Here is an 18013-nt window from a genome sequence, read left to right as displayed (position 1 = left end):
GTTCAGAGCTCCACGAAATTCTTGACGATCTTCAGGCCCAGCGGTCCGGACTTCTCCGGATGGAACTGCACGCCGAAGATGTTGCCGGACTCCAGCACCGCCGTGTAGTCGCGGGTGTAGTGGCAGGTGGCGGCGGTGGCCTCGCTCAGCGGGCAGTAGTAGCTGTGCGCGAAGTAGACATACGGTTTCGGGCCGATGTTGCGCAGCAGCCGCGGGGAGCCCAGCGGCACGATCTCGTTCCAGCCCATGTGCGGGACCCGGGCGTCCATCGGAAACCGGCCGACCTGCCCTGGAAACAATGCGAGTCCCTTTTGTTCCGGAGCCTCTTCGCCGCCCTCGAACATTGCCTGCAGTCCGAGGCAGATGCCCAGGAACGGTGCGCCGGACTTCGCCTTCCGCACCAGAGCGTCCCGCAGGCCCAGTTCATCCAGGGCCCGCATCATCTGTCCGAGGTGGCCGACACCGGGCAGGATCAGCTTCTCCGCCGCTTCGATCTCCGCCGCGCTCTGCGTCAGGTGATAGGTCGCCCCGATCTCGCCGAGCGTGTTCTCCACCGACCGCAAATTGCCCGCACCATAATTGACGACCGTGATCACAGCAGTCCTTTCGTGGATGGCAGTTCGTCCTTCAGCCGAGCGTCCTTCGAGCAGGCGAACTTCATCGCCCGCGCGAAACACTTGAAGATCGCTTCCACTTTGTGGTGGTTCGAGCGCCCGTGCATGATCTTGGCGTGCAGGTTGGCGCCGGCATGGGTGGTGAAGCCGTGGAAGAAGTCTTCCAGCAGTTCGGATTGCAGGTCGCCCACCAGGCGCGTCTTTACGCGGTCTTCGTAGACAAGATACGGACGCCCGCCCAGGTCGACTGCGGCCACGGCCAGCGTCTCGTCCATTGGCAGGACGAAGTAACCGGCGCGGTTGATGCCCTTGCGGTCGCCCAGCGCCTTAGAGAAAAGCTGCCCCAGCACGATGCCGGCATCTTCCACCGTGTGGTGCTGGTCGACGTCGAGGTCGCCGCGCGCGATCAGCGACATGTCGAAGCCGCCGTGCTTGGAGAAGAGCTCCAGCATGTGGTCGAGAAAGCGCACTCCGGTGGAGATCTCGTAGCGGCCCTTGCCCTCGATGGTGAGGCTGGCGCGAATCTGCGTCTCTTTCGTAATGCGTTCAATGACGGCTGTGCGCTTCATGGCAGAACTCCTTCCAACTGATTGATGTCATCCAGCACGGCGATGGCGGCCTCTGATTTCAGTACGTCCACCAGTTCCGCATGCCGGGGATTGGCCGGCGCGGCGATGCCGATGAACGGGACTCCGGCGGCACGCGCGCTGCGGGCGTCGTCCACCGTATCGCCCACATAGAACATTTTCGCATCGGGACGTTCCGCCCGGATCAGGTGCAGCCCCTGCGGCGCGGGCTTGTGCTCCGTCACGCTCTCCATCGTAATCATCGGCGAGAACACGATGCCGGAGGCGAAGCGCCGCAGCGTGTGCGCGGCATCTTTCAAGGGACGGCCGGTGAAGATGGAGAGGTCGTAGCGCTCGCTCAACCGCTCCAGCAGGCCGTTGCGCGGCACCCACTGTTCTTTCAGGATCAGTCCGTTGAAGTCGTCGCCCAGGAAGATGAGGTTGAAGCGTTCGATCACCTCCTCGTAGGGGACGTCGACTCCGAGGTCCTGGCAGAGTCGCTGGGAGAGCGCCCAGTCGTTGTTCCAGCCGCCCTGATTCTTGTAGTCCTGGATTCGTTCGCGCGCCACCTGCTGGCCGGTGAAGTGGGCAACGGTCTGTACGATCGTCTCGCGGTACGAATCGCCGACCTCGGCCAGCACTCCGTCCATGTCGAAGACGAGTAGCGAGTCCTTCACTTCCACACCTCGTCCAGTGCCTGGAAGAACCGCGCCACCTGGGCGGTGGTACCGGCGGTCACGCGCACCGTGCCTGCCAGTTCGTAGCTGCGGTCGCGCACCAGAATGCCGCGCGCCCTGAGTGCGTCACGCACCGGGACTGCTTGCGCGCCGGCCTGGAACAGCACGAAGTTCGCCTGGCTGGGATAGTAGGCGATGCCGCGTTTCTCGAAGCCGCGATAGAGCGCTTCGCGTGCCTCCACGGCCTGTGCGGCGTAGTTCGAGACGTAGGTCCGATCTTCCACCGCCGCGCGCACCGCAATCGCCGCCAGCAGGTTTACGCTGTAAGGCGATTGCGCTTTGTGCATGTACTGTACGTTCTCTTTCTGGGAGAACAGGCAGCCCACGCGCAGCGCTGCCATGCCGAAGGCCTTGGAGAACGTGCGGCTCACGAACAGATTCGGATACTGGTCTGTCATCCGTAGCGCCGTCACGCCGTAGAACTCGTAGTAGGCTTCGTCGATCAGCACTGCCGCATTGGGCGCGGCAGCCAGGATCCGGACGATGTCGCCGATCCCGATCGCCGTCCCCGTCGGGTTGTTGGGATTCGAGACCAGAATCGCCTTCGTATCCGGCCGGATCGCCGCGATCAGTTCATCGATGGGGAACGTCAGATCACCGGCGCGATAAGGGATGTCGCGCACCTTCGCGCCCGCCACTTCGGCATAGAAGCGGTACATCGCATAAGACGGGTGCAGCACGATCACGTCGTCGTCGTTATCGACATACGTATTGATCAACACCTGAATCGCTTCGTCGGTGCCGTTGGTGATCAGGAACTCCGACTGCGGCACCTGGAAGTAATCCGATAGGGCGAGCCGAGCCGCCTCATATTCCGGATAGACCGTCAACTGTTCTTCGCTCAGCTTCGCGCGCAGCAGTTCCAGCACCTTCGGCGAACACCCGACGGTGTTCTCGTTGAAGTCCAGGCGCAGCTTGCCGTCGCGGCCCGACGCCGGCGGCGAATACGGAGCCATCTCCACCACGGCCGGTCTCGGCTTAGGCATTGCGCACCTCCACTGACCGCGCGTGCGCTTCCAAACCCTCGGCCCTTGCCAGCGTTGTGATGGCCGGAGTCAGCGCCCGCAGGGCTTTGCCGGACAGTTCCTGCACGGAGATCACCTTCACATAGTCGGCCGCGCTCAACCCGCCGCGCAGCCGGGCCGCGCCGGAGGTCGGCAGGACATGGTTCGGACCCGACGCGTAGTCGCCCGCGGCTTCCGGGCTCGTCGCACCGACAAACACACTGCCGGCATGCCGGATGCCCGGCAGCAGCTTCGCGTCGTGGATCGACAGATGCTCCGGCGCAAACCGGTTCGACAGTTCCACCGCCTCGGCCGAATCGGCCACCAGGATCACGGCCGAGTTCTTATCGATCGCGACCCGCGCGGTGGCGGCGGTCGGCAGTGTCTGGAGCTGTTTCTCGACTTCGGCCACCACGGCTTCGGCCAGCGAACGCGAAGTCGTCAGCAGGATCGCCGATGCGTCGGTATCGTGCTCCGCCTGCGCCAGCATGTCGGCCGCCAGCCACGCGGGGTTTGCCTCTTCGGCGATGATCAGGATCTCCGTCGGGCCCGCAACGAAGTCGATGCCCACCTCGCCGGCCAGCAGCTTCTTGGCCGCGGCCACATAGATGTTGCCCGGACCCACGATGCGGTCCGCGCGTGGCACGGTCTTCGTGCCGTAGGCAAAGGCCGCAATGGCGTGCGCTCCGCCCATCTCGAAGACCCGTGTCGCGCCCAGGATCGAGGCGGTACCGAAGATCTCGTCCACCGGCCGCGGCGAGCAGACCATGATGTTCTCGACGCCCGCCACCAGCGCGGGCACCACGGTCATGATCACCGTGGAGGGCAGGGGATAGCGGCCCGCCGGAATGTAGGCGGCCACCGAATCCAGCGGCCGCACAATCTGGCTCAGCTTCAACCCCGGCGACGGCTGGGTCTTCTTCACCTGCGGCAGTTGCAGCTTGGCGTAGGCTTTGACGTTCTTCGCGCTGGTCGTGACCGCTTTGCGAAACGCGGGCGACAGGCGGGACGCCGCTGCCTGCAGTTCCGCGCCCGGCACCGCTACGCTCTTGCGGGTCAGCTTGTCGAACTTCTGCGCGTACTCCAGCAGCGCGGCATCGCCGCGAGTTCTTACTGCGTCCAGAATCGGCCGTACGGCCTCTTCCGCCTCCGTCATCCGCGCCGCGCGCCGCTTCAGCAACCGCCCGGCCTGCCTGGATTCGACGATTCGTAGCATGCGCGGCTCCTACAGAATGATCTTGTTCAACGGATACTCGACGATGCCTTCCGCGCCCGCCTGCTTGAGCCGCGGGATGATGGTGCGCACGGTCGACTCATCGAGAATCGTGTTCACGGCAAACCACTGGCCGTCACTCAACGGGCTGATCGTCGGATTCTTCAGGGCCGGCAGCACACCCAGCACCGCCTCCAGATTCTCCTTATTGACGTTCAGCATCAGCCCCACTTTGCCCAGCGCGTTGATGGCGCCCTGCAGCAGCATCCGCATGTCTTCCAGCTTCTGCCGCTTCCAGGCATCCGCCCACGCTGACTTGTTGGCGACCAACTGGGTGTTCGATTCCATCACCGTCTCGACGATGCGCAGCTTGTTCGCGCGCAGCGAACTGCCGGTCTCGGTCACTTCCACGATGGCGTCGGCCAGTTCCGGAGGCTTTACTTCGGTCGCGCCCCAGCTGAACTCCACCTTGGCGGTCACGCCGTTGGCGGCCAGGTAACGCTTCGTCGCGCCCACCAGTTCGGTCGCGATGATCTTGCCTTCCAGGTCCTTCACGGTCTTCACCGGAGAGGCTTCCGGCACGGCCAGCACCCAGCGCACCTTGCCAAAGCTCTGCTTGGCGTAGATGAGGTCGGCTACGGTTTCCACTTCCGAGTCGTTCTCAATCACCCAGTCGCGTCCGGTGAGGCCGGCGTCCAGCACGCCGTCTTCGACGTAGCGGGCCATCTCCTGCGCGCGGATCAACATGCACTCCACTTCCGGATCGTCGATCGACGGGAAGTAGGAGCGGGACGAGGTGGTGATATTGAATCCGGCGCGGCGGAACAGATCCACGGTGGCCTGTTCCAGTGAGCCCTTGGGGATGCCGAGTTTGAGTTTCATGGGTGTGTGCGCTTTCCTGGCGTTAATAAACGGCTTTCGGATCGTAGGTCTGTGCTTCGGTGATCTTCCACTCGCCCTCTTCCAGGGTCCGGAAGAAGCACGACTGGTAGCCTTCGTGACAGACGCCCGGTCCCTGCGCCTCCACCTGCACCAGCACGCAATCCTTGTCGCAATCGGTCTGGATCGACTTCACCACCAGCGTGTGGCCCGACGATTCGCCCTTGGTCCAGAGCTTGTTGCGGCTGCGGCTATAGAAGGTCGTCAGCCCCGTGGCCACGGTCTTCTGAAACGCTTCCTCGTTCATGAAACCGACCATGAGTACACGGCCCGTGGTCACATCCTGGACAACGGCGGGAATCATGCCGCCGGTCTTATTGAAGTCGAGATCCATAGTGTCGATTACTCCAGCAAACGAAAAGCCCGCCTGGTCCTGGCCGGACCGGGCGGGCTCTGAATCTTTTCCTGCGCTGCCTCGCTCAGGACAAAGAACGCCCGCCCACCCCATGATGATGGTGATGATGCCGGGCGATGTTCCGAGCTGACTGCATGAAATGCCAGTATAACGCATTCTTTCCAGCTTCCGCATTAAACTGCTTGTCATCTCACTCGGATTCCGATATAACGGAAGCCGAGCCATGAAACCGGATCCCACGAAGTTCCTGCCGCTGCTTCCGGCGTCGCTGCACATCCTGCTTGCGCTGAGCGCGGGCGAACTGCACGGATACGCCATCATGCAGGAGGTGGCGCGGCAGTCGAATGGCCAGTACAAGCTTGGCCCCGGTACGCTCTACGACAATCTCCAGCGGCTCACCACGCAGGGTCTCGTCGAAGAGGCCGGAGCCCGCGAAGGCGACGACGACCCGCGCCGCCGGTACTATCGTCTGGGCTCGCTGGGCCGCGGAGTGCTCAGCGCCGAGGTGGAACGGATGGAAGCGATCGTGCACGCGGCCAAGCTCCGCCTGGCGCGCACGAAATTCGGGAGGGCGTGATGCTGCGGTCTCTCTATGTTCAAATACTGCGTCTCCATCCCGGCACGTTCCGCACGCGCTATGGCGATGAGATGCTCTCGATCTACGACGAAACGGCCCGCTCCGGCCGGCCTTGGCCGCTCTTCAGCGACGCCTGCGTCTCGCTCGGCCGCCAGTGGCTGCTGCGCGAGAACGAACCCGAGCCGCAGTCCGCGCCGCTGGCCTCCAGCGACGGAGTGCCGGTCTTCTACTGCGCCGATCAGTCGATGCCACCCAAGAGCGCGTTGTTCAATGGCGGACTCGTGGCTCTGGCCGCGTTTGCGCTGGTGGGCTTCGCGTTAGGGCACGGGCAGGGCCGCCGACCTTGGAATACCACATTCTCCGGCTCGAATCGCGCCGTGGCGGGCTCCGCCGGTTTTGGTGTGGAAGGCGGCCAATCGGCCATCGCGTTTGGGGGCGGCGCCAGCGGCGGCCGCTCCTCGAACCATAGCGACGTGGGGACCGACTCCGTCTGGGTACGCATCCTGCGTTTCTATGAGAACGCGTTCTCCAAGCCGCGCCCACCGGCTCCGCGCGAAGCCACTGCGGCGACCTGGACCCCCGCTCCGCCACCGGCCCAGGCCGCGGCCCGGACAGGAGGCTCCATCGTGTATCTGGCGCTGTCCCCACGGACCTTTGACACCAATCACGACGGGGTCGTCTCAGCCGAGGAGATCGCGGACGCCGGAGCCGCGCTGCACGCCATGGATCGCAACGGCGATGGCCGCCTGACCGCGGACGACTATTTCGCGCCGGTTCGCGCTTCCACAGCTCCGCCGCCCGCAGGCGAGCAAGCGGCCCTGGCACCGGCCAGTCCTGGGGCTCCAGCTTCGCAGACCCGCGCCGAGCGCTCCCTCTACCCCACGCGTACCGCAGCCGAATACGGCATTCTCCGGCAACGCGGCGAGGGCTCCTACACGCTGGATATCGTGCAAAGTGCGGAAGCGTCGGATTCTGAAGCAGCGCTGGTCCGCCTGCACCCGCTGCTCCAGGCCCTGGACACCAATCACGACGGCGAAATCTCCTCAGACGAGATGCGCAATGCGCCCGCCGTCCTGCGAAAACTCGACAGGAACCACGACGGCCGTATCACCATGGACGAGTGGCCGCTGGCTCCCATCGTCACCACGAAGATGCGCTGAACCCCTCGCTCAGTCGCCGCTCAGCACCGTGCCCGGGGCAGGGAAGCCCTGCTGTACGGAATCCAGCACCAGTACCCAGTCGTTCCCCTCGGCCGGCGTGCCGGGCGGCGTGAACCTCTTCACTCCCTCATTCTTCAGCAGTCCAATCGACTTCGACTTGCCGTCCCGCGGGCTGTACCACCAGCCCATGAGTTTCTCGCCCGGCAGCACTCCGAGATTCAACTCGAAGGGCCGGCCGGTGTAGGTGTACGCGAACAGGTAGGCCTTGCCGCGAGTGACGGCCACCCGCTCATAGCGTGCCCCGTTCTCGCCCGCTACGACACTCTGGTCCGGCACGCGCTCGAAAAACGGCCTCGAACGCACGAGCTTCGCCAGGTACTGCATCTGCCTCGCGCCTGGATCGTCAAGCGCCTCGTACCACGGCTTCTTCGGCGTGAACGACGGATCCTTGTCCTCCGGCTTGAACATCTGCATGACGGAGTTGTCGCCGTAGGTATGCCCGAACGCGCCCGCGAACACCGACCAGTAGGCATACCGCCGGCAATCGTTCTCGTTCCAGCGGGGCTGCGCCTTGTCGTGCAGGCCGCGTGGGATCTGCTCGTACGAAGGTTCGCCGTCGATGGTCGGCTTCACCGGCGTCAGCGCGTAGTCCTCGGCGACATACCGCCAGTTGTCTTCACCCTTGGGATCGGGGCCTTCTGTGTCCTGCTCGTAGCTCTGGTGGCCCGACTGGAACATATTGAAGTCCAGCCACGGGTCGTTGTGGAACCATGTCGCCGACCGCGTCCGCCCGAACGGATGGAACGTGATCAGGTGATGCGGATCGCCATGGCGCAGGGCTTGGCCCATCCTGCGCCAGACCTCGTGATGGACATCGCCCTGGATGTCGCCGCCTGTCATCCAGATAACATTCGGGCGGTCCTTATAACGCGCGGCCAGCCAGCCCGCATACGCCGCCACGTTCTGGTCGTTCAACTCGCGCTTCTTCACCAGGGTGCCCCAGGCCGGCACCATCGCCACATACAGGCCGTGGCGTGCCGCCGCGGCCAGCACCCAGTCCACGTGATCCCAGTAGTCGTAGCCCGCCTGCGCATGGCCCGGCTTCTCGGCCGGTCTGCCCGGATCCCGCTCCACCAGCGCCGGAGCCCCGTACGCGTTGCGGTCCGCCGCCGTATGCAGCAGCATCACCTGGATCACCGTAAAGCCCTTCGCCTTCCGGTCGGCCAGATACTTCTCCGCCTCTTCGCGAGTCAACTGCTGGCACAGCAGCCAGCCCGTGTCGCCCAGCCAGAAGAACGGGGTGCCATCTTTATGCTGCAGAAACCGGTGATTCTGGGAAACCATCAACGGCCCGTGGGAGAACGGAGCGGCGGGCTGTCCAACCAACCCGCCCGCCAGTCCGGCCATCAATACGATCGGAGCCCATACCGCGGCTCGCATGGGTCTAGCTCAACTTCCAGGGCTTGCGGTACTTCCGCGAGACCAGGTCATGCCCCTTCGATTTGCCGATGATCTTCTCCTTCTGATCGTCCCAGTAGATGCGCTCGCCGGTACGGAACGCGATCACACCCAGCAGCCCACCCTTCGTCAGCCGGTAACCGTAGTCGATGTTGCAGGTGGTGGGTTTGCGCGACTTGACGGCATCCAGGAACTCCCGGATATGGCCCGGAGAATTCGGGATACTCGGCTCGGGCCGTGGAAAATCCGGAGCCAGTTTCCCCTTCGCCCAGATCTCATTCCGGTTGTAATTCGTGACAAGCGTCGCTTCCGTGCCCTCGAAGATCACGCAACTGCCCATGTGCTCGTAGCCGGGCCGCCCCTTGGGATGCAATGTCCAGGAAAGCACGAGCTCCGGGTATTCATAGAGAACTTCCAGCGTATCCGGCGTCTCCGCGTTGTCGTCCACCAGCCAGCGTCCGCCGGCCGCCGAGACATTCTTCGGAGCCTTCAGGTCCAGCGCCCAGTACGCCACGTCCGCGTAGTGGCACCAGAAGTCGATGAAATAGCCGCTGGAATAATCCCAGAAATACCGGTAGGTGAAATGGGAGCGGTTCGGATTATACGGCCGCTTCGGCGCCGGTCCTTGCCAGAAATCGTAGTCGAGCTCGGGTGGCGGAGCCGTGTCGGCCGGCTTGCCCAGCGACTTTTCGCCGCTCGCCATGGCGCAGTAGACGCGATTGATCTTGCCCAACTTGCCGGACTGCACCATCTCCACCACGCGCCGGTAGTTCGGCAGGTCGTTGTGAATGTGATTGCCCATCTGCGTCACACGCGAATGTTTTTGGGCCGCATTGGCCATGGCGCGGCCTTCGCCGATGGAGTAGCACAGCGGCTTTTCCACGAAGACGTCTTTGCCGGCCTGGCACGCCTGCACGGTCGGCAGCGCATGCCAGTGATCCGGCGTGCCCACCATCACGGCGTCGATGTCTTTGCGCTCCAGCAGCTTCCGGTAGTCGTGGAAGATCTCCGGCTTCACACCGCGCGCCTTCTCCACGATGCCCGCCGCCCGCTCCACATGCTTCTGGTCGACGTCGCAGACGGCCACCGCCTCCACGTCCGGATGCTTGAGGAATTCGTTCAGCCGCCCTGTGCCCTGGCCGCCCAATCCGATGAAGCCCACACGGATCTTGTCACTGGCGCCTGGAGCCGCCATCGCCTTGTATTGCAGGGCTGTCAAGCCGAGGCCCACACCCGCCGCCGTGGCCACGAATTCCCGCCGGGTCGCACCTGTGATTTGTGTTTCGTCTGGCATCTCTATCTCCTTGGTATTGCCGCGCTTCGGCGTGCTTTAGCCCAGCCTAGTGCAACCTGTGTATCCACGGCAACACAACCCCCGTCGCACCTGTGCGGGTTTACGTAAAATCCTTGGGGCTCGCGCCGAGTCGTGCTATTCTCCCTCATCATGAAGCCCTCGATCTGCGGCCTGATGCTGGCTGTCTTTCTCTCCGCCTGCTCCACGGCGCCCCAGGCGCCCGGTAAACCGGCCGGGCAGACAGCCGCGGCCCCGGCTTCCTGGGAGTCATTTCAAGCGGAATTCCGGAAAGCCGTCAATGCGCGCGACCCGGTCCGCCTGCGCCCGCTGATGTCTGGGAAATTTGAATACACATTCGGTGATGGAACACCCACCCCGGATAACGCTTTCCAGTTTTGGGGGCGTTCTGAAATCAAAGGCTGGGATGCCTTGCAGGAGATCGCGGCCAAGGATATCGTCGACTACACGCCGCCGCCGCAGTGGGGCTTAAAGGGTAAGGTCAAACTCGCTCCGCCGGAAGCGGCGAAGGATGGCTACCGTCAGTGGCGCGCGGCGTTTGAACAGCAGCCGGATGGAAGCTGGCGTTTCGTCAGTTTCCTGAACGGCGACTAGTGAATCTGGGGACGGCTGGACCAGTCTCGGAACGGCCGGCGTGAATGGGGCAGGGCGCGGCCATTGTGCCGCCTGGGGGAACAAGGGGGAATCATGTCTGATGCCTGGAAGGAGATCGACGACTATCTGCGCGCCCACGGTGTGCGCATCGGTCCGCCCACGACGGGGCAAACCACTGGTGGCGGCCACGCCACGAACTCTTACCACTACGTCGGTACCGCTCGCGACTACGGCCTCTACGACAGCGATGCCGCCGCTGTCGCCCGCTGCCTGCATCCCATCGCGCGCATGCGCCATTCACCGCTGGCGGAGCTCTTCTTTGGGCCGCTCAACATCTGGTACGTCAACGGCAATCGCGTACCCGGCGGCAGCATCGGCGGGCACATGGATCACTGCCACGCGGCGCTCGTACCGGGCCGCCACATGCCGAAGAATCAGGCCGGACCCGCCGCCGCGCACAAGATTACGCACAAGACCACCCGCCGCGCGCCAAAGACCTTCACCCAACCCTGGCAGGAGATCGACGAGTTCCTCCACCGGCGCTCCGTTCGCATTGGGCCGCCTACACAGGAACAAACCAACGGCGGCAAGCACGAGCCGGGGTCGTACCATTACCGCGGCCTCGCCCGCGACTACGGCGTGGGTGACTCAGACGCCCCGAAAGTCGCCCAGGTCCTGCTGCCCATCGCCCGCCGCCCGCGCGGTCCCATCTTTGAACTCTTCTTCGCGCCGCTGAATATCTGGCTGCAGGACGGACGTCCTGTGGACCCCAAACGCATCGGCGGACATACCGATCACGTCCACGTCGCACTGGAAATAGGACGCCATCTCGTCGGAGACGCCATCCCGCCGCAATCCACGGCGATTCCCGGCCGGTCCGGCAGCGGTTCGGGCTTCGGCTCGGGGCGCTCCGTCATGGCTGTGCTGGATTACGGTGCGGCCGGCACCGACGTCGTTCAACTCCAGCAGCATTTGAATGCGGCCGGGGCGCACCTCGTCGTCGATGGTAAGTTCGGACCCAAAACCGAAGAGGCCGTCATGAACTTTCAACGCGTCCGCGGCCTGACTCAGGACGGCATTGTCGGACCTAAAACCTGGGCCTCCCTGCTGAAACACTAGTGCCGGCAGGCCCAACAACTAGAGTTTGCTGAGGCCGCCCGCTACTTCTGAGGGAAATTCCAAGCCAATCCGGAAGCGCAGCCCGTGCTGGGTGACGTGCCGCACCACCGCGTTTGCGATATGTCCGTGATCTTCTGAGTGCACACCCACCAACGTCTGCGGCGCGATCCGCCGGGTCAGCATGACGCAAATCCCCGAATCGGAGCAATTCAGCAGATTGGGCTTCTCCTGATAGTAGGCGCCGCCATTGTCCACCCAGGCCAATCGAACCTTGCCTATTGAAGTCCGGCGTTGTTTTTCACGTTTCTCAGACATTGCAATTACCCTGTTTGAGGATATGCCGTCTACCTGATAGTCCGGAATGGAGCAGGCGGGGTAACGGGTACTGGTACTTAGTCCCAACTTTGGTTCTCGGTTCCGGCTTGCATATTCAGCATCGCTGCCCGGCAGAGCCGTGGCACGCCCCGATGCTAACCTGACTTCAATGCTGTCATCGGTCCTGGAAGCTCATGCCTAGCCGGCCTACACTTCGCTACGCACTGCTCGCCGCCCTCGTTCTCACCCTTGCGGCCCTTGGCTTCGTCGCTCATTCCGTCGCTTCCACCGCTAACGCCGTCGCCGCCAAAACGCTCTGTTCCGATGTCTTCCTCTCGCGCCGCACGCCCCAGGCTGTGATCGAGCAGGACCTCCGCCCGGACAACCCGCTCGCCCCGCTGCAGCGCTTCTCTGTCGAAACAGCCTCCGCTTCCGTCTCGCTGCTGGGACTCTGGACCCGCCGCGCCATCCATCGTCCCGGACTCAGCTGCACGCTGCTCAACGGAGTCACCGAAGCCGCACTACGCGCCCAGCCTCTGCCTGAACCCGCGCCGCCGCCGCAGCCGGAGACCCCTCTCCCGCCCAGTAACATCGACGGCATTCTCCAGATGGCCTTCGAGGAACCGGGCGGCGCTCACGCCCTGCGCACCCGCGCGGTCGTTGTCATGCGCGACGGACAGTTCATAGCCGAGCGGTACGCCCCCGGTTTCCACCGCGACATGCCGCTGCTCTCCTGGTCGATGGCCAAGAGCATCACCAACGCCCTGCTCGCCCTGCGAACAGCCAACGGAGCCTTGGATATCCGCCGGCCCGCCGCGGTCCCGGAATGGGCCAGCGCCTCCGACCCGCGCCACGCCATCACGCCCGAGCAACTCCTCCGCATGTCCAGCGGGCTTGCTTTCCGCGAAACCCGGACCGCCCTGCCCGCCGACGCCCTCAACATGCTCTTCCGCCAGCCGGACGCCGGAGCCTACGCCGCTGACATGCCGCTGGAGGCCGCGCCCGGCACGCAGTGGCAATACTCGAGCGGGACCACCAATATCCTGTCGCGTCTGCTCCGGGACACCTTCCACGGTGACCTGCAGGCTTATTGGAACTTTCCGAGGCAGGCGCTGTTCGATCCCATCGGCGCCCGCCACATGATGCTGGAAGTCGACCCCAGCGGCACCTTCGTCGGCTCTTCGTTCGCCTACGCCACCGCCCGCGACTGGGCTCGCCTGGGCCAGTTGTTCCTGGACGATGGAATGGTGCAGGGCCGCCGGCTGCTGCCGGAGGGCTGGACCCGATTTGCGACAACCCCCGCCCCGGCCGCGCCCCACGGCAGCTATGGAGCCCACGTCTGGCTGAACCGCGGCTCAGAGAATGAACGCCAGTGGCCGCTCCTGCCGGACGACACTTACTCGTTCCAGGGCTATGAAGGGCAACTGGTAATCATCGTGCCGACTTATCATCTGGTGATGGTCCGCATGGGCCTCACCCGCACCGGAGCCACTTGGGATCCCAATCGCTATCTGCCGTCGATCCTGGCCGCCCTCGAGTAACCCCACGCCGCCCAGCCTATTGAGCCGCGCACGTCCGTAAGCGGTGGAGCCCCCGAAAGCCCCCCAGCCGTCAGGCGAGCAGCCAACCCGTTTACCTCGGCTCAATCGAAAGCAGCAACTTACTCCGAGGCGTGTGATACACCCGCGCCACCAGCCCGTCCGGCAACGCCTTAAACGCATCCTCGTCCACTTCGAAGTAATCATCCTTGACGACATAGCAATGCTTCGTATGGTTTTCGCCGTGAAAGCGCGCCATTCCCAAGCCCTCTTCCTCCTCACGGCTGTGCCTGACGCGCCCTTCCAGGCAGACCGCCTTCCCGTCCCGGAGGTCGAACACGAGCAGGGACATGGTCCGCGCACTGCTGAACAGCGACACCAGAAATGCGCCGACACAGGCCAGTGTCGCGCCTCCGAAAATAATACCGATGCCCTTTGCGCCCACATAGGACGCAATCGTCAAGATAATATCCGGCACGAGGGCCTTCACGATAAAGCAGCAGAACAGCCAGCCCAGCAGGGCTCCGCCGGTGTAGCGCACCGGCCGCAGCGAGCGGAACAGCAGCCGCATCCACTGCGCATCACTGATTCGTCCGGCCCGGTTCTGCTGCAGATCCTCCATGCTGAACTGGTTGGTCCGCGCCAGCTCGGGCAGGACATCATTCGCAGGATCGCCGGAAGTTACGTATTCGATGTAGGACATAGCGACACCCCAAGAAATCGGATTACCGTCCCGAATCCTGTAGTGTTCCATCGAATATTCACGAAATAAATACGAGATGTAACAAAATTGGTGAACGCGTCTGTAATTGTATAAAAGAGTATGGCAAGCGCGGTTTTCGCTACGAAACCAGGCGTCGTCCCAGGCCAAGTCCCTCCGCCGTCTCCTGAAAACACAAACGGCACGGAAGCGAGTCATCCCGCCGCCGCGCCGTCATTCAAATTGGTGAAAGACTAAATCAGTCCACCCTGCCGCGCAATCTTTAACGCTTCGACGGCGGCCCCGCGGGCTCCGGCCGTATCCCCATTCGGCATGATATGGATCGGGATATCCGCCTGCTCAGCGCGCTGTTCCGGCATGCCGGCGCGGATCTCTGAGATGAACCACTGCTGGAACTCGACCGAAGTCTCAATGGCTCCGCCGCCCACAATCAGCGCATCCGGATCGAACGTATTCACCATCTCGTCAAAGAATACGCCCAGCGCATGGGCCTGGACCCGGAAGATCTCCTTGCACATCGGGTCGCCCTTCTCGGCCAGCCCGCGCACCGCCTTCGCCGCCTTGTGAATATCGCCCAGCTTTTCCAGGTCATGACCCGGGAACTTCTGGAAGAAATACGGCAGGAACGTCTTCTCAATCGCCGTCAGCGAGCAGAGCGCTTCCAGATCGCCGACGCGTCCGCAATTGCACTGCGGCACAATGCCTTCAATCCCGCGAATGCTCTGGTAAGGGATCAGTACGTGGCCCAGTTCGCCGCCGAACCCCTTGCGGCCCTTCACCACGTTGTCTTCGATGATGACGCCGCCGCCCAGGCCCGTCCCGACAATCGCCGAGATCGACGTCGACCCCGAACTCCCGCCAAACAGGGAGAAATGGCCCCACAGCGCGCCCGCGTTGCCGTCGTTCAGGTAAGACACCGGCTTGCCGAGCTTCAGTGCCAGATTCTCGCGGATGTCATACGACGCCCAGTTCGCGTGGACGAAGTTCGTCGAGCCTTCCGCGCTCAGCACGCCCGACGCGCTCGCCGGACCCGGCGTGTCCAGGCCCACCACGGCGACGTTGTCCATCGTCAGGCCCAGCTTCTCCACCGCGATATGCAGCCCGTCCACGATCTGCTGCAGGCAGATCTCCGGACCCTCTTTCGATCGCGCCGGATGCTCCTGCAACCCGTCGATCAAAAACTGCTCTTCCGCGTTAATCAGAGTGTAATTGACGGCCGTGCCGCCAAGGTCCACGCCTGCTACTACCTGCATCGCTGCTACCTCGGTTTGAAATGAAATCAGTACCCGAATTCTACACAGTAGCAGGACTCAGGGGTCTCATTCATACCGCAGCGCGATCACCGGATCCACCTTCATCGCCCGCCAGGCCGGAATCCAGCAGGCCACCAGCGAGACCAGCAGCAGCACACCCGCCACCACGGCGAACGTCAGCGGATCCTGCGGCTTCACCCCATACAGCAGCGACGCCAGCAGGCGCGACAACCCAAATGCACCCACCAGGCCGATCACCACACCCAGCCCGGCCAGCAACATGCCCTGCCGCACAATCATCTTCAACACATCCGCCCCGCGCGCGCCCAACGCCATGCGGATGCCGATCTCCTGCGCCCGCTGCTGCACCGAGTAAGACAACATGCCATACACCCCGATGGCCGCCAGCAGCAGCGCAATCGCCGCGAACAGCGTCAGCAGGGTCATATTGAAGTCTTCCCGAGCCGTCGATTCGCCCACTACATCGGTCATCGCCCGCACATGCGCCACCGCCACGCCGCTGTCGGCCTCCAACACCTGCTGCCGCACGGCCGCGCTCACCGTCAGCGGATTCACCGACGTCTTCACTACCCAACTCAGCGGCGCCATCGAGTTGTTCAGCGCCATGAAGCTGTCCTTCAACTGCGAGAGCGGGATGTACATCACCGGCGGAGCGTCACTGCCCAGTCCGCGCTCCTTCACATCCCCGACGATGCCCACAATCTCGCGAGGCTCTTCAGCGAAATCCGGCCCCATGCCCCGGCCGATGTCGATCCGCTCGCCCATCGGGCTGCCTTTCTTCCAAAACCGCTTCGAGAAGGCTTCGTTGACCACCACTACAGGCGTCGATAGCTTCGTATCCCGCTCAGTAAACGCGCGCCCCTGCACTACCGGGATCTCCAGGGCTTTGAAATACTCATCCGACACGTACATCCAGGTGGCCCCGCCAGTCGACTCCGCCCCGCCTTCCAGCGGCCGCCCCACAACCGTGAAGCCCAGGCCGAAGCCGCCTTCCAACGGCAGGAACGGCACAATCGCCGCCGACGTCACGCCCGGCACCGTATGCAGCCGCCGCACCACCTCCCGGGATAACTGCTCCACCTGGGCCGTCTGTTTGTACTTTGAACCCGAAAGCGATGTTTCGAACGCCAGCACCTGATGCGGATTGAACCCGGCCTGCACCTGCCTCAACCCCGTGAAGGTCCGGATCAGCAGCGCCGCGCCCACCAGCAGGATCAGCGCCAGCGCGATCTCGGTCACCACCAGCGTGTTCCGGGCCCAGTGCCGGCGGCCGGTGCCCGCACGCGACGAAGCCTCCTTCAAGGTTCCGTGCACGTCGGTCCGCGAGATCTGCAGGGCAGGGAACAGTCCAAACAGGATGCCCGTACCCATGGCCACCACCAGCGAAAATAACAGGACCCGCCAGTCCAGTACGGTGGACTGCGCGAACTCCTCGGCTCTCGGCAGGCCGGTTGGGCTCAACGCGATCAGCCCGCGCACCCCCCACGCCCCGAGTACAAACCCGGCTCCCCCGCCCATCAGGGCCAGCAGGATGCTCTCCGTCAGCAGTTGCTGGATGATGCGCCAGCGGCCCGCGCCCAGCGCCACCCGGATCGCCACCTCCCTGGACCGGTGCGTCGCTCGCGCCAGCAGCAGATTGGCCACATTCGCGCACGCAATCAGCAGCACCAGCGCCACCGCCCCCAGCAGGATCAGCAGCGGCTTCTTCACGTCGCCCACCATCGCCTCGCCCAGCGGTTCGGCCGTGGCTGACTCCTGTTTGCCGATCGACTTCGGGAACGTGGCCCGAAACCGCTCCGCCGCCGCCGCCATCTGGGCCTGCACCGCCTCAATCTGCACACCCGGCTTGAGCCGGCCCGCCACGGAAAGGTAGTGGCCCTGGTTTGTGGAGTTCGGATCCGCCTGCAGCGGCAGGAAGATTTCGGCGGGAGGATAGGCTCGGAACGAGGGGCGCAGCACGCCGATCACCGAGTAGGCCTCGCCATTCATGACGAGCACGCGTCCAATCACCGACGGGTCGCCGCCAAAGCGCCGTTGCCAGAGGCCGTGGCTCAGCACGGCCAGCATCGGCCCATTGGGCCGGTCTTCCTCAGCCGAGAAGACCCGGCCCAGCGCGGGAGCGGCATCGAAAACCTGGAAATAGCCGGCCGAGACGTGAATCCCCTTCACCTGTTCAGGCGTACTGCCGCCCGTCAGGTTCAGCCCCGGGCCGGTGTTGTTGTACGCGCAGATGGAGCCCAAGCCGGGCGTGTTGGCCTTCCACGTGACGTACTTCGGGATGGAGATGGAGTAGCCGTTCCCGTCCGGAAACTTCATCGCCAGGCGCACCATGCGGTCGGGTTCGCTGTAGGGCAGCGGCTGCAGCAGGATCCCATTGACCACGGAGAAGATCGCGGTATTCGCGCCAATCCCCAAGGCCAGCGCGGCCACTGCCACCGCCGTGAAGCCAGGACTGCGGGCCAGCATGCGCAGGGCATGGCGAACGTCTTTGATCAGCTTCTCCATTCCGGCTTAGAC

At 63.9% G+C, this 18013-nt stretch carries 18 protein-coding genes; 5 read left to right on the top strand and 13 right to left on the bottom strand.

Features of this window, described 5'->3' with window-relative positions:
- Nucleotides 1-2 precede the first annotated feature (2 nt).
- Genes hisH through hisI form a run of 7 tightly spaced genes read right to left on the bottom strand, consistent with a single transcriptional unit; the run spans nucleotide 3 to nucleotide 5407 of the window.
- On the bottom strand, nucleotides 3-596 hold the full coding sequence (gene hisH / locus IRI77_RS08645) for an imidazole glycerol phosphate synthase subunit HisH (RefSeq protein WP_194451669.1): 594 nt from the start codon (nucleotides 594-596) through the stop codon (nucleotides 3-5).
- Complete coding sequence (gene hisB / locus IRI77_RS08640; RefSeq protein WP_194451668.1) at nucleotides 593-1183, bottom strand: imidazoleglycerol-phosphate dehydratase HisB; 591 nt, start codon at nucleotides 1181-1183, stop codon at nucleotides 593-595. The genes hisH and hisB overlap by 4 nt, the downstream gene beginning before the upstream one ends.
- On the bottom strand, nucleotides 1180-1857 hold the full coding sequence (locus IRI77_RS08635; protein ID WP_228486646.1) for an HAD-IA family hydrolase: 678 nt from the start codon (nucleotides 1855-1857) through the stop codon (nucleotides 1180-1182). Before IRI77_RS08635 ends, hisB begins: the two co-directional genes overlap by 4 nt.
- The gene (gene hisC / locus IRI77_RS08630) at nucleotides 1854-2903 is read right to left on the bottom strand and encodes a histidinol-phosphate transaminase (RefSeq protein ID WP_194451667.1); all 1050 of its coding nucleotides are present in this window, start codon (nucleotides 2901-2903) and stop codon (nucleotides 1854-1856) included. The genes IRI77_RS08635 and hisC overlap by 4 nt, the downstream gene beginning before the upstream one ends.
- Nucleotides 2896-4137 carry a histidinol dehydrogenase gene (gene hisD / locus IRI77_RS08625; RefSeq protein WP_194451666.1) on the bottom strand — a complete coding sequence of 414 codons (1242 nt, stop codon included), beginning with the start codon at nucleotides 4135-4137 and terminating at the stop codon, nucleotides 2896-2898. The genes hisC and hisD overlap by 8 nt, the downstream gene beginning before the upstream one ends.
- 9 nt (nucleotides 4138-4146) lie before the next feature.
- Nucleotides 4147-5016: an ATP phosphoribosyltransferase gene (gene hisG, locus IRI77_RS08620; protein ID WP_194451665.1), complete on the bottom strand. Its 870-nt coding sequence runs from the start codon at nucleotides 5014-5016 to the stop codon at nucleotides 4147-4149.
- A 22-nt stretch (nucleotides 5017-5038) separates the two neighbouring features.
- On the bottom strand, nucleotides 5039-5407 hold the full coding sequence (hisI, locus tag IRI77_RS08615) for a phosphoribosyl-AMP cyclohydrolase (RefSeq protein ID WP_194451664.1): 369 nt from the start codon (nucleotides 5405-5407) through the stop codon (nucleotides 5039-5041).
- A gap of 244 nt (nucleotides 5408-5651) precedes the next feature.
- Here hisI and IRI77_RS08610 point away from each other — a divergent pair, with 244 nt between their 5' ends.
- On the top strand, nucleotides 5652-6005 hold the full coding sequence (locus tag IRI77_RS08610; protein ID WP_194451663.1) for a PadR family transcriptional regulator: 354 nt from the start codon (nucleotides 5652-5654) through the stop codon (nucleotides 6003-6005).
- Nucleotides 6005-7165, top strand: coding sequence for an EF-hand domain-containing protein (locus tag IRI77_RS08605; RefSeq protein WP_194451662.1), 1161 nt, complete (start codon nucleotides 6005-6007; stop codon nucleotides 7163-7165). Before IRI77_RS08610 ends, IRI77_RS08605 begins: the two co-directional genes overlap by 1 nt.
- A gap of 9 nt (nucleotides 7166-7174) precedes the next feature.
- Here the strand turns inward: IRI77_RS08605 and IRI77_RS08600 are convergent, their stop codons facing one another.
- Together IRI77_RS08600 and IRI77_RS08595 are read right to left on the bottom strand one after the other, a co-directional pair.
- On the bottom strand, nucleotides 7175-8605 hold the full coding sequence (locus IRI77_RS08600; RefSeq protein ID WP_228486645.1) for a glycoside hydrolase family 140 protein: 1431 nt from the start codon (nucleotides 8603-8605) through the stop codon (nucleotides 7175-7177).
- Between the two features lie 4 nt (nucleotides 8606-8609).
- Nucleotides 8610-9917, bottom strand: a complete 1308-nt coding sequence (locus tag IRI77_RS08595; protein ID WP_228486644.1) for a Gfo/Idh/MocA family protein — start codon at nucleotides 9915-9917, stop codon at nucleotides 8610-8612.
- Between the two features lie 132 nt (nucleotides 9918-10049).
- On the opposite strand from IRI77_RS08595, the gene IRI77_RS08590 reads away from it, so the two are divergent.
- Both IRI77_RS08590 and IRI77_RS38475 read left to right on the top strand, forming a co-directional pair.
- The gene (locus tag IRI77_RS08590; protein WP_194451661.1) at nucleotides 10050-10529 is read left to right on the top strand and encodes a hypothetical protein; all 480 of its coding nucleotides are present in this window, start codon (nucleotides 10050-10052) and stop codon (nucleotides 10527-10529) included.
- 93 nt (nucleotides 10530-10622) lie between these two features.
- Complete coding sequence (locus tag IRI77_RS38475) at nucleotides 10623-11648, top strand: peptidoglycan-binding domain-containing protein (RefSeq protein WP_323745331.1); 1026 nt, start codon at nucleotides 10623-10625, stop codon at nucleotides 11646-11648.
- Between the two features lie 18 nt (nucleotides 11649-11666).
- On the opposite strand, the gene IRI77_RS08580 is transcribed toward IRI77_RS38475, so the two are convergent.
- Nucleotides 11667-11963, bottom strand: coding sequence for a hypothetical protein (locus IRI77_RS08580; RefSeq protein WP_194451660.1), 297 nt, complete (start codon nucleotides 11961-11963; stop codon nucleotides 11667-11669).
- 194 nt (nucleotides 11964-12157) lie between these two features.
- Between IRI77_RS08580 and IRI77_RS08575 the strand changes: the two genes are divergently transcribed.
- On the top strand, nucleotides 12158-13504 hold the full coding sequence (locus IRI77_RS08575; protein WP_194451659.1) for a serine hydrolase domain-containing protein: 1347 nt from the start codon (nucleotides 12158-12160) through the stop codon (nucleotides 13502-13504).
- A 91-nt stretch (nucleotides 13505-13595) separates the two neighbouring features.
- Here the strand turns inward: IRI77_RS08575 and IRI77_RS08570 are convergent, their stop codons facing one another.
- The 3 genes from IRI77_RS08570 to IRI77_RS08560 form a co-directional block, all read right to left on the bottom strand.
- Nucleotides 13596-14204 (bottom strand): hypothetical protein, encoded by a 609-nt coding sequence (locus IRI77_RS08570; protein WP_194451658.1) that lies wholly within the window; start codon nucleotides 14202-14204, stop codon nucleotides 13596-13598.
- 251 nt (nucleotides 14205-14455) lie between these two features.
- Nucleotides 14456-15475 carry an ROK family protein gene (locus IRI77_RS08565; protein ID WP_194451657.1) on the bottom strand — a complete coding sequence of 340 codons (1020 nt, stop codon included), beginning with the start codon at nucleotides 15473-15475 and terminating at the stop codon, nucleotides 14456-14458.
- Between the two features lie 66 nt (nucleotides 15476-15541).
- Nucleotides 15542-18001, bottom strand: a complete 2460-nt coding sequence (locus IRI77_RS08560) for an ABC transporter permease (RefSeq protein WP_194451656.1) — start codon at nucleotides 17999-18001, stop codon at nucleotides 15542-15544.
- Nucleotides 18002-18013: the final 12 nt, after the last annotated feature.

The sequence above is a fragment of the Paludibaculum fermentans genome, assembly GCF_015277775.1.
Taxonomy (GTDB): Bacteria; Acidobacteriota; Terriglobia; order Bryobacterales; family Bryobacteraceae; genus Paludibaculum; species Paludibaculum fermentans.
This window is presented reverse-complemented; position numbering and strand designations above follow the sequence as displayed.

What these genes read in the sequence shown, in the direction of transcription:
- IRI77_RS08565 (WP_194451657.1), bottom strand. Translation starts at nt 15,475, where the DNA reads ATGCAGGTAGTAGCAGGCGTGGACCTTGGCGGCACGGCCGTCAATTAC.
- IRI77_RS08580 (WP_194451660.1), bottom strand. Translation starts at nt 11,963, where the DNA reads ATGTCTGAGAAACGTGAAAAACAACGCCGGACTTCAATAGGCAAGGTT.
- hisC (WP_194451667.1), bottom strand. Translation starts at nt 2,903, where the DNA reads ATGCCTAAGCCGAGACCGGCCGTGGTGGAGATGGCTCCGTATTCGCCG.
- hisB (WP_194451668.1), bottom strand. Translation starts at nt 1,183, where the DNA reads ATGAAGCGCACAGCCGTCATTGAACGCATTACGAAAGAGACGCAGATT.
- IRI77_RS08575 (WP_194451659.1), top strand. Translation starts at nt 12,158, where the DNA reads ATGCCTAGCCGGCCTACACTTCGCTACGCACTGCTCGCCGCCCTCGTT.
- hisD (WP_194451666.1), bottom strand. Translation starts at nt 4,137, where the DNA reads ATGCTACGAATCGTCGAATCCAGGCAGGCCGGGCGGTTGCTGAAGCGG.
- IRI77_RS08610 (WP_194451663.1), top strand. Translation starts at nt 5,652, where the DNA reads ATGAAACCGGATCCCACGAAGTTCCTGCCGCTGCTTCCGGCGTCGCTG.
- hisI (WP_194451664.1), bottom strand. Translation starts at nt 5,407, where the DNA reads ATGGATCTCGACTTCAATAAGACCGGCGGCATGATTCCCGCCGTTGTC.
- hisG (WP_194451665.1), bottom strand. Translation starts at nt 5,016, where the DNA reads ATGAAACTCAAACTCGGCATCCCCAAGGGCTCACTGGAACAGGCCACC.
- IRI77_RS08600 (WP_228486645.1), bottom strand. Translation starts at nt 8,605, where the DNA reads ATGCGAGCCGCGGTATGGGCTCCGATCGTATTGATGGCCGGACTGGCG.
- IRI77_RS08570 (WP_194451658.1), bottom strand. Translation starts at nt 14,204, where the DNA reads ATGTCCTACATCGAATACGTAACTTCCGGCGATCCTGCGAATGATGTC.
- IRI77_RS38475 (WP_323745331.1), top strand. Translation starts at nt 10,623, where the DNA reads ATGTCTGATGCCTGGAAGGAGATCGACGACTATCTGCGCGCCCACGGT.
- IRI77_RS08605 (WP_194451662.1), top strand. Translation starts at nt 6,005, where the DNA reads ATGCTGCGGTCTCTCTATGTTCAAATACTGCGTCTCCATCCCGGCACG.
- IRI77_RS08595 (WP_228486644.1), bottom strand. Translation starts at nt 9,917, where the DNA reads ATGCCAGACGAAACACAAATCACAGGTGCGACCCGGCGGGAATTCGTG.
- IRI77_RS08560 (WP_194451656.1), bottom strand. Translation starts at nt 18,001, where the DNA reads ATGGAGAAGCTGATCAAAGACGTTCGCCATGCCCTGCGCATGCTGGCC.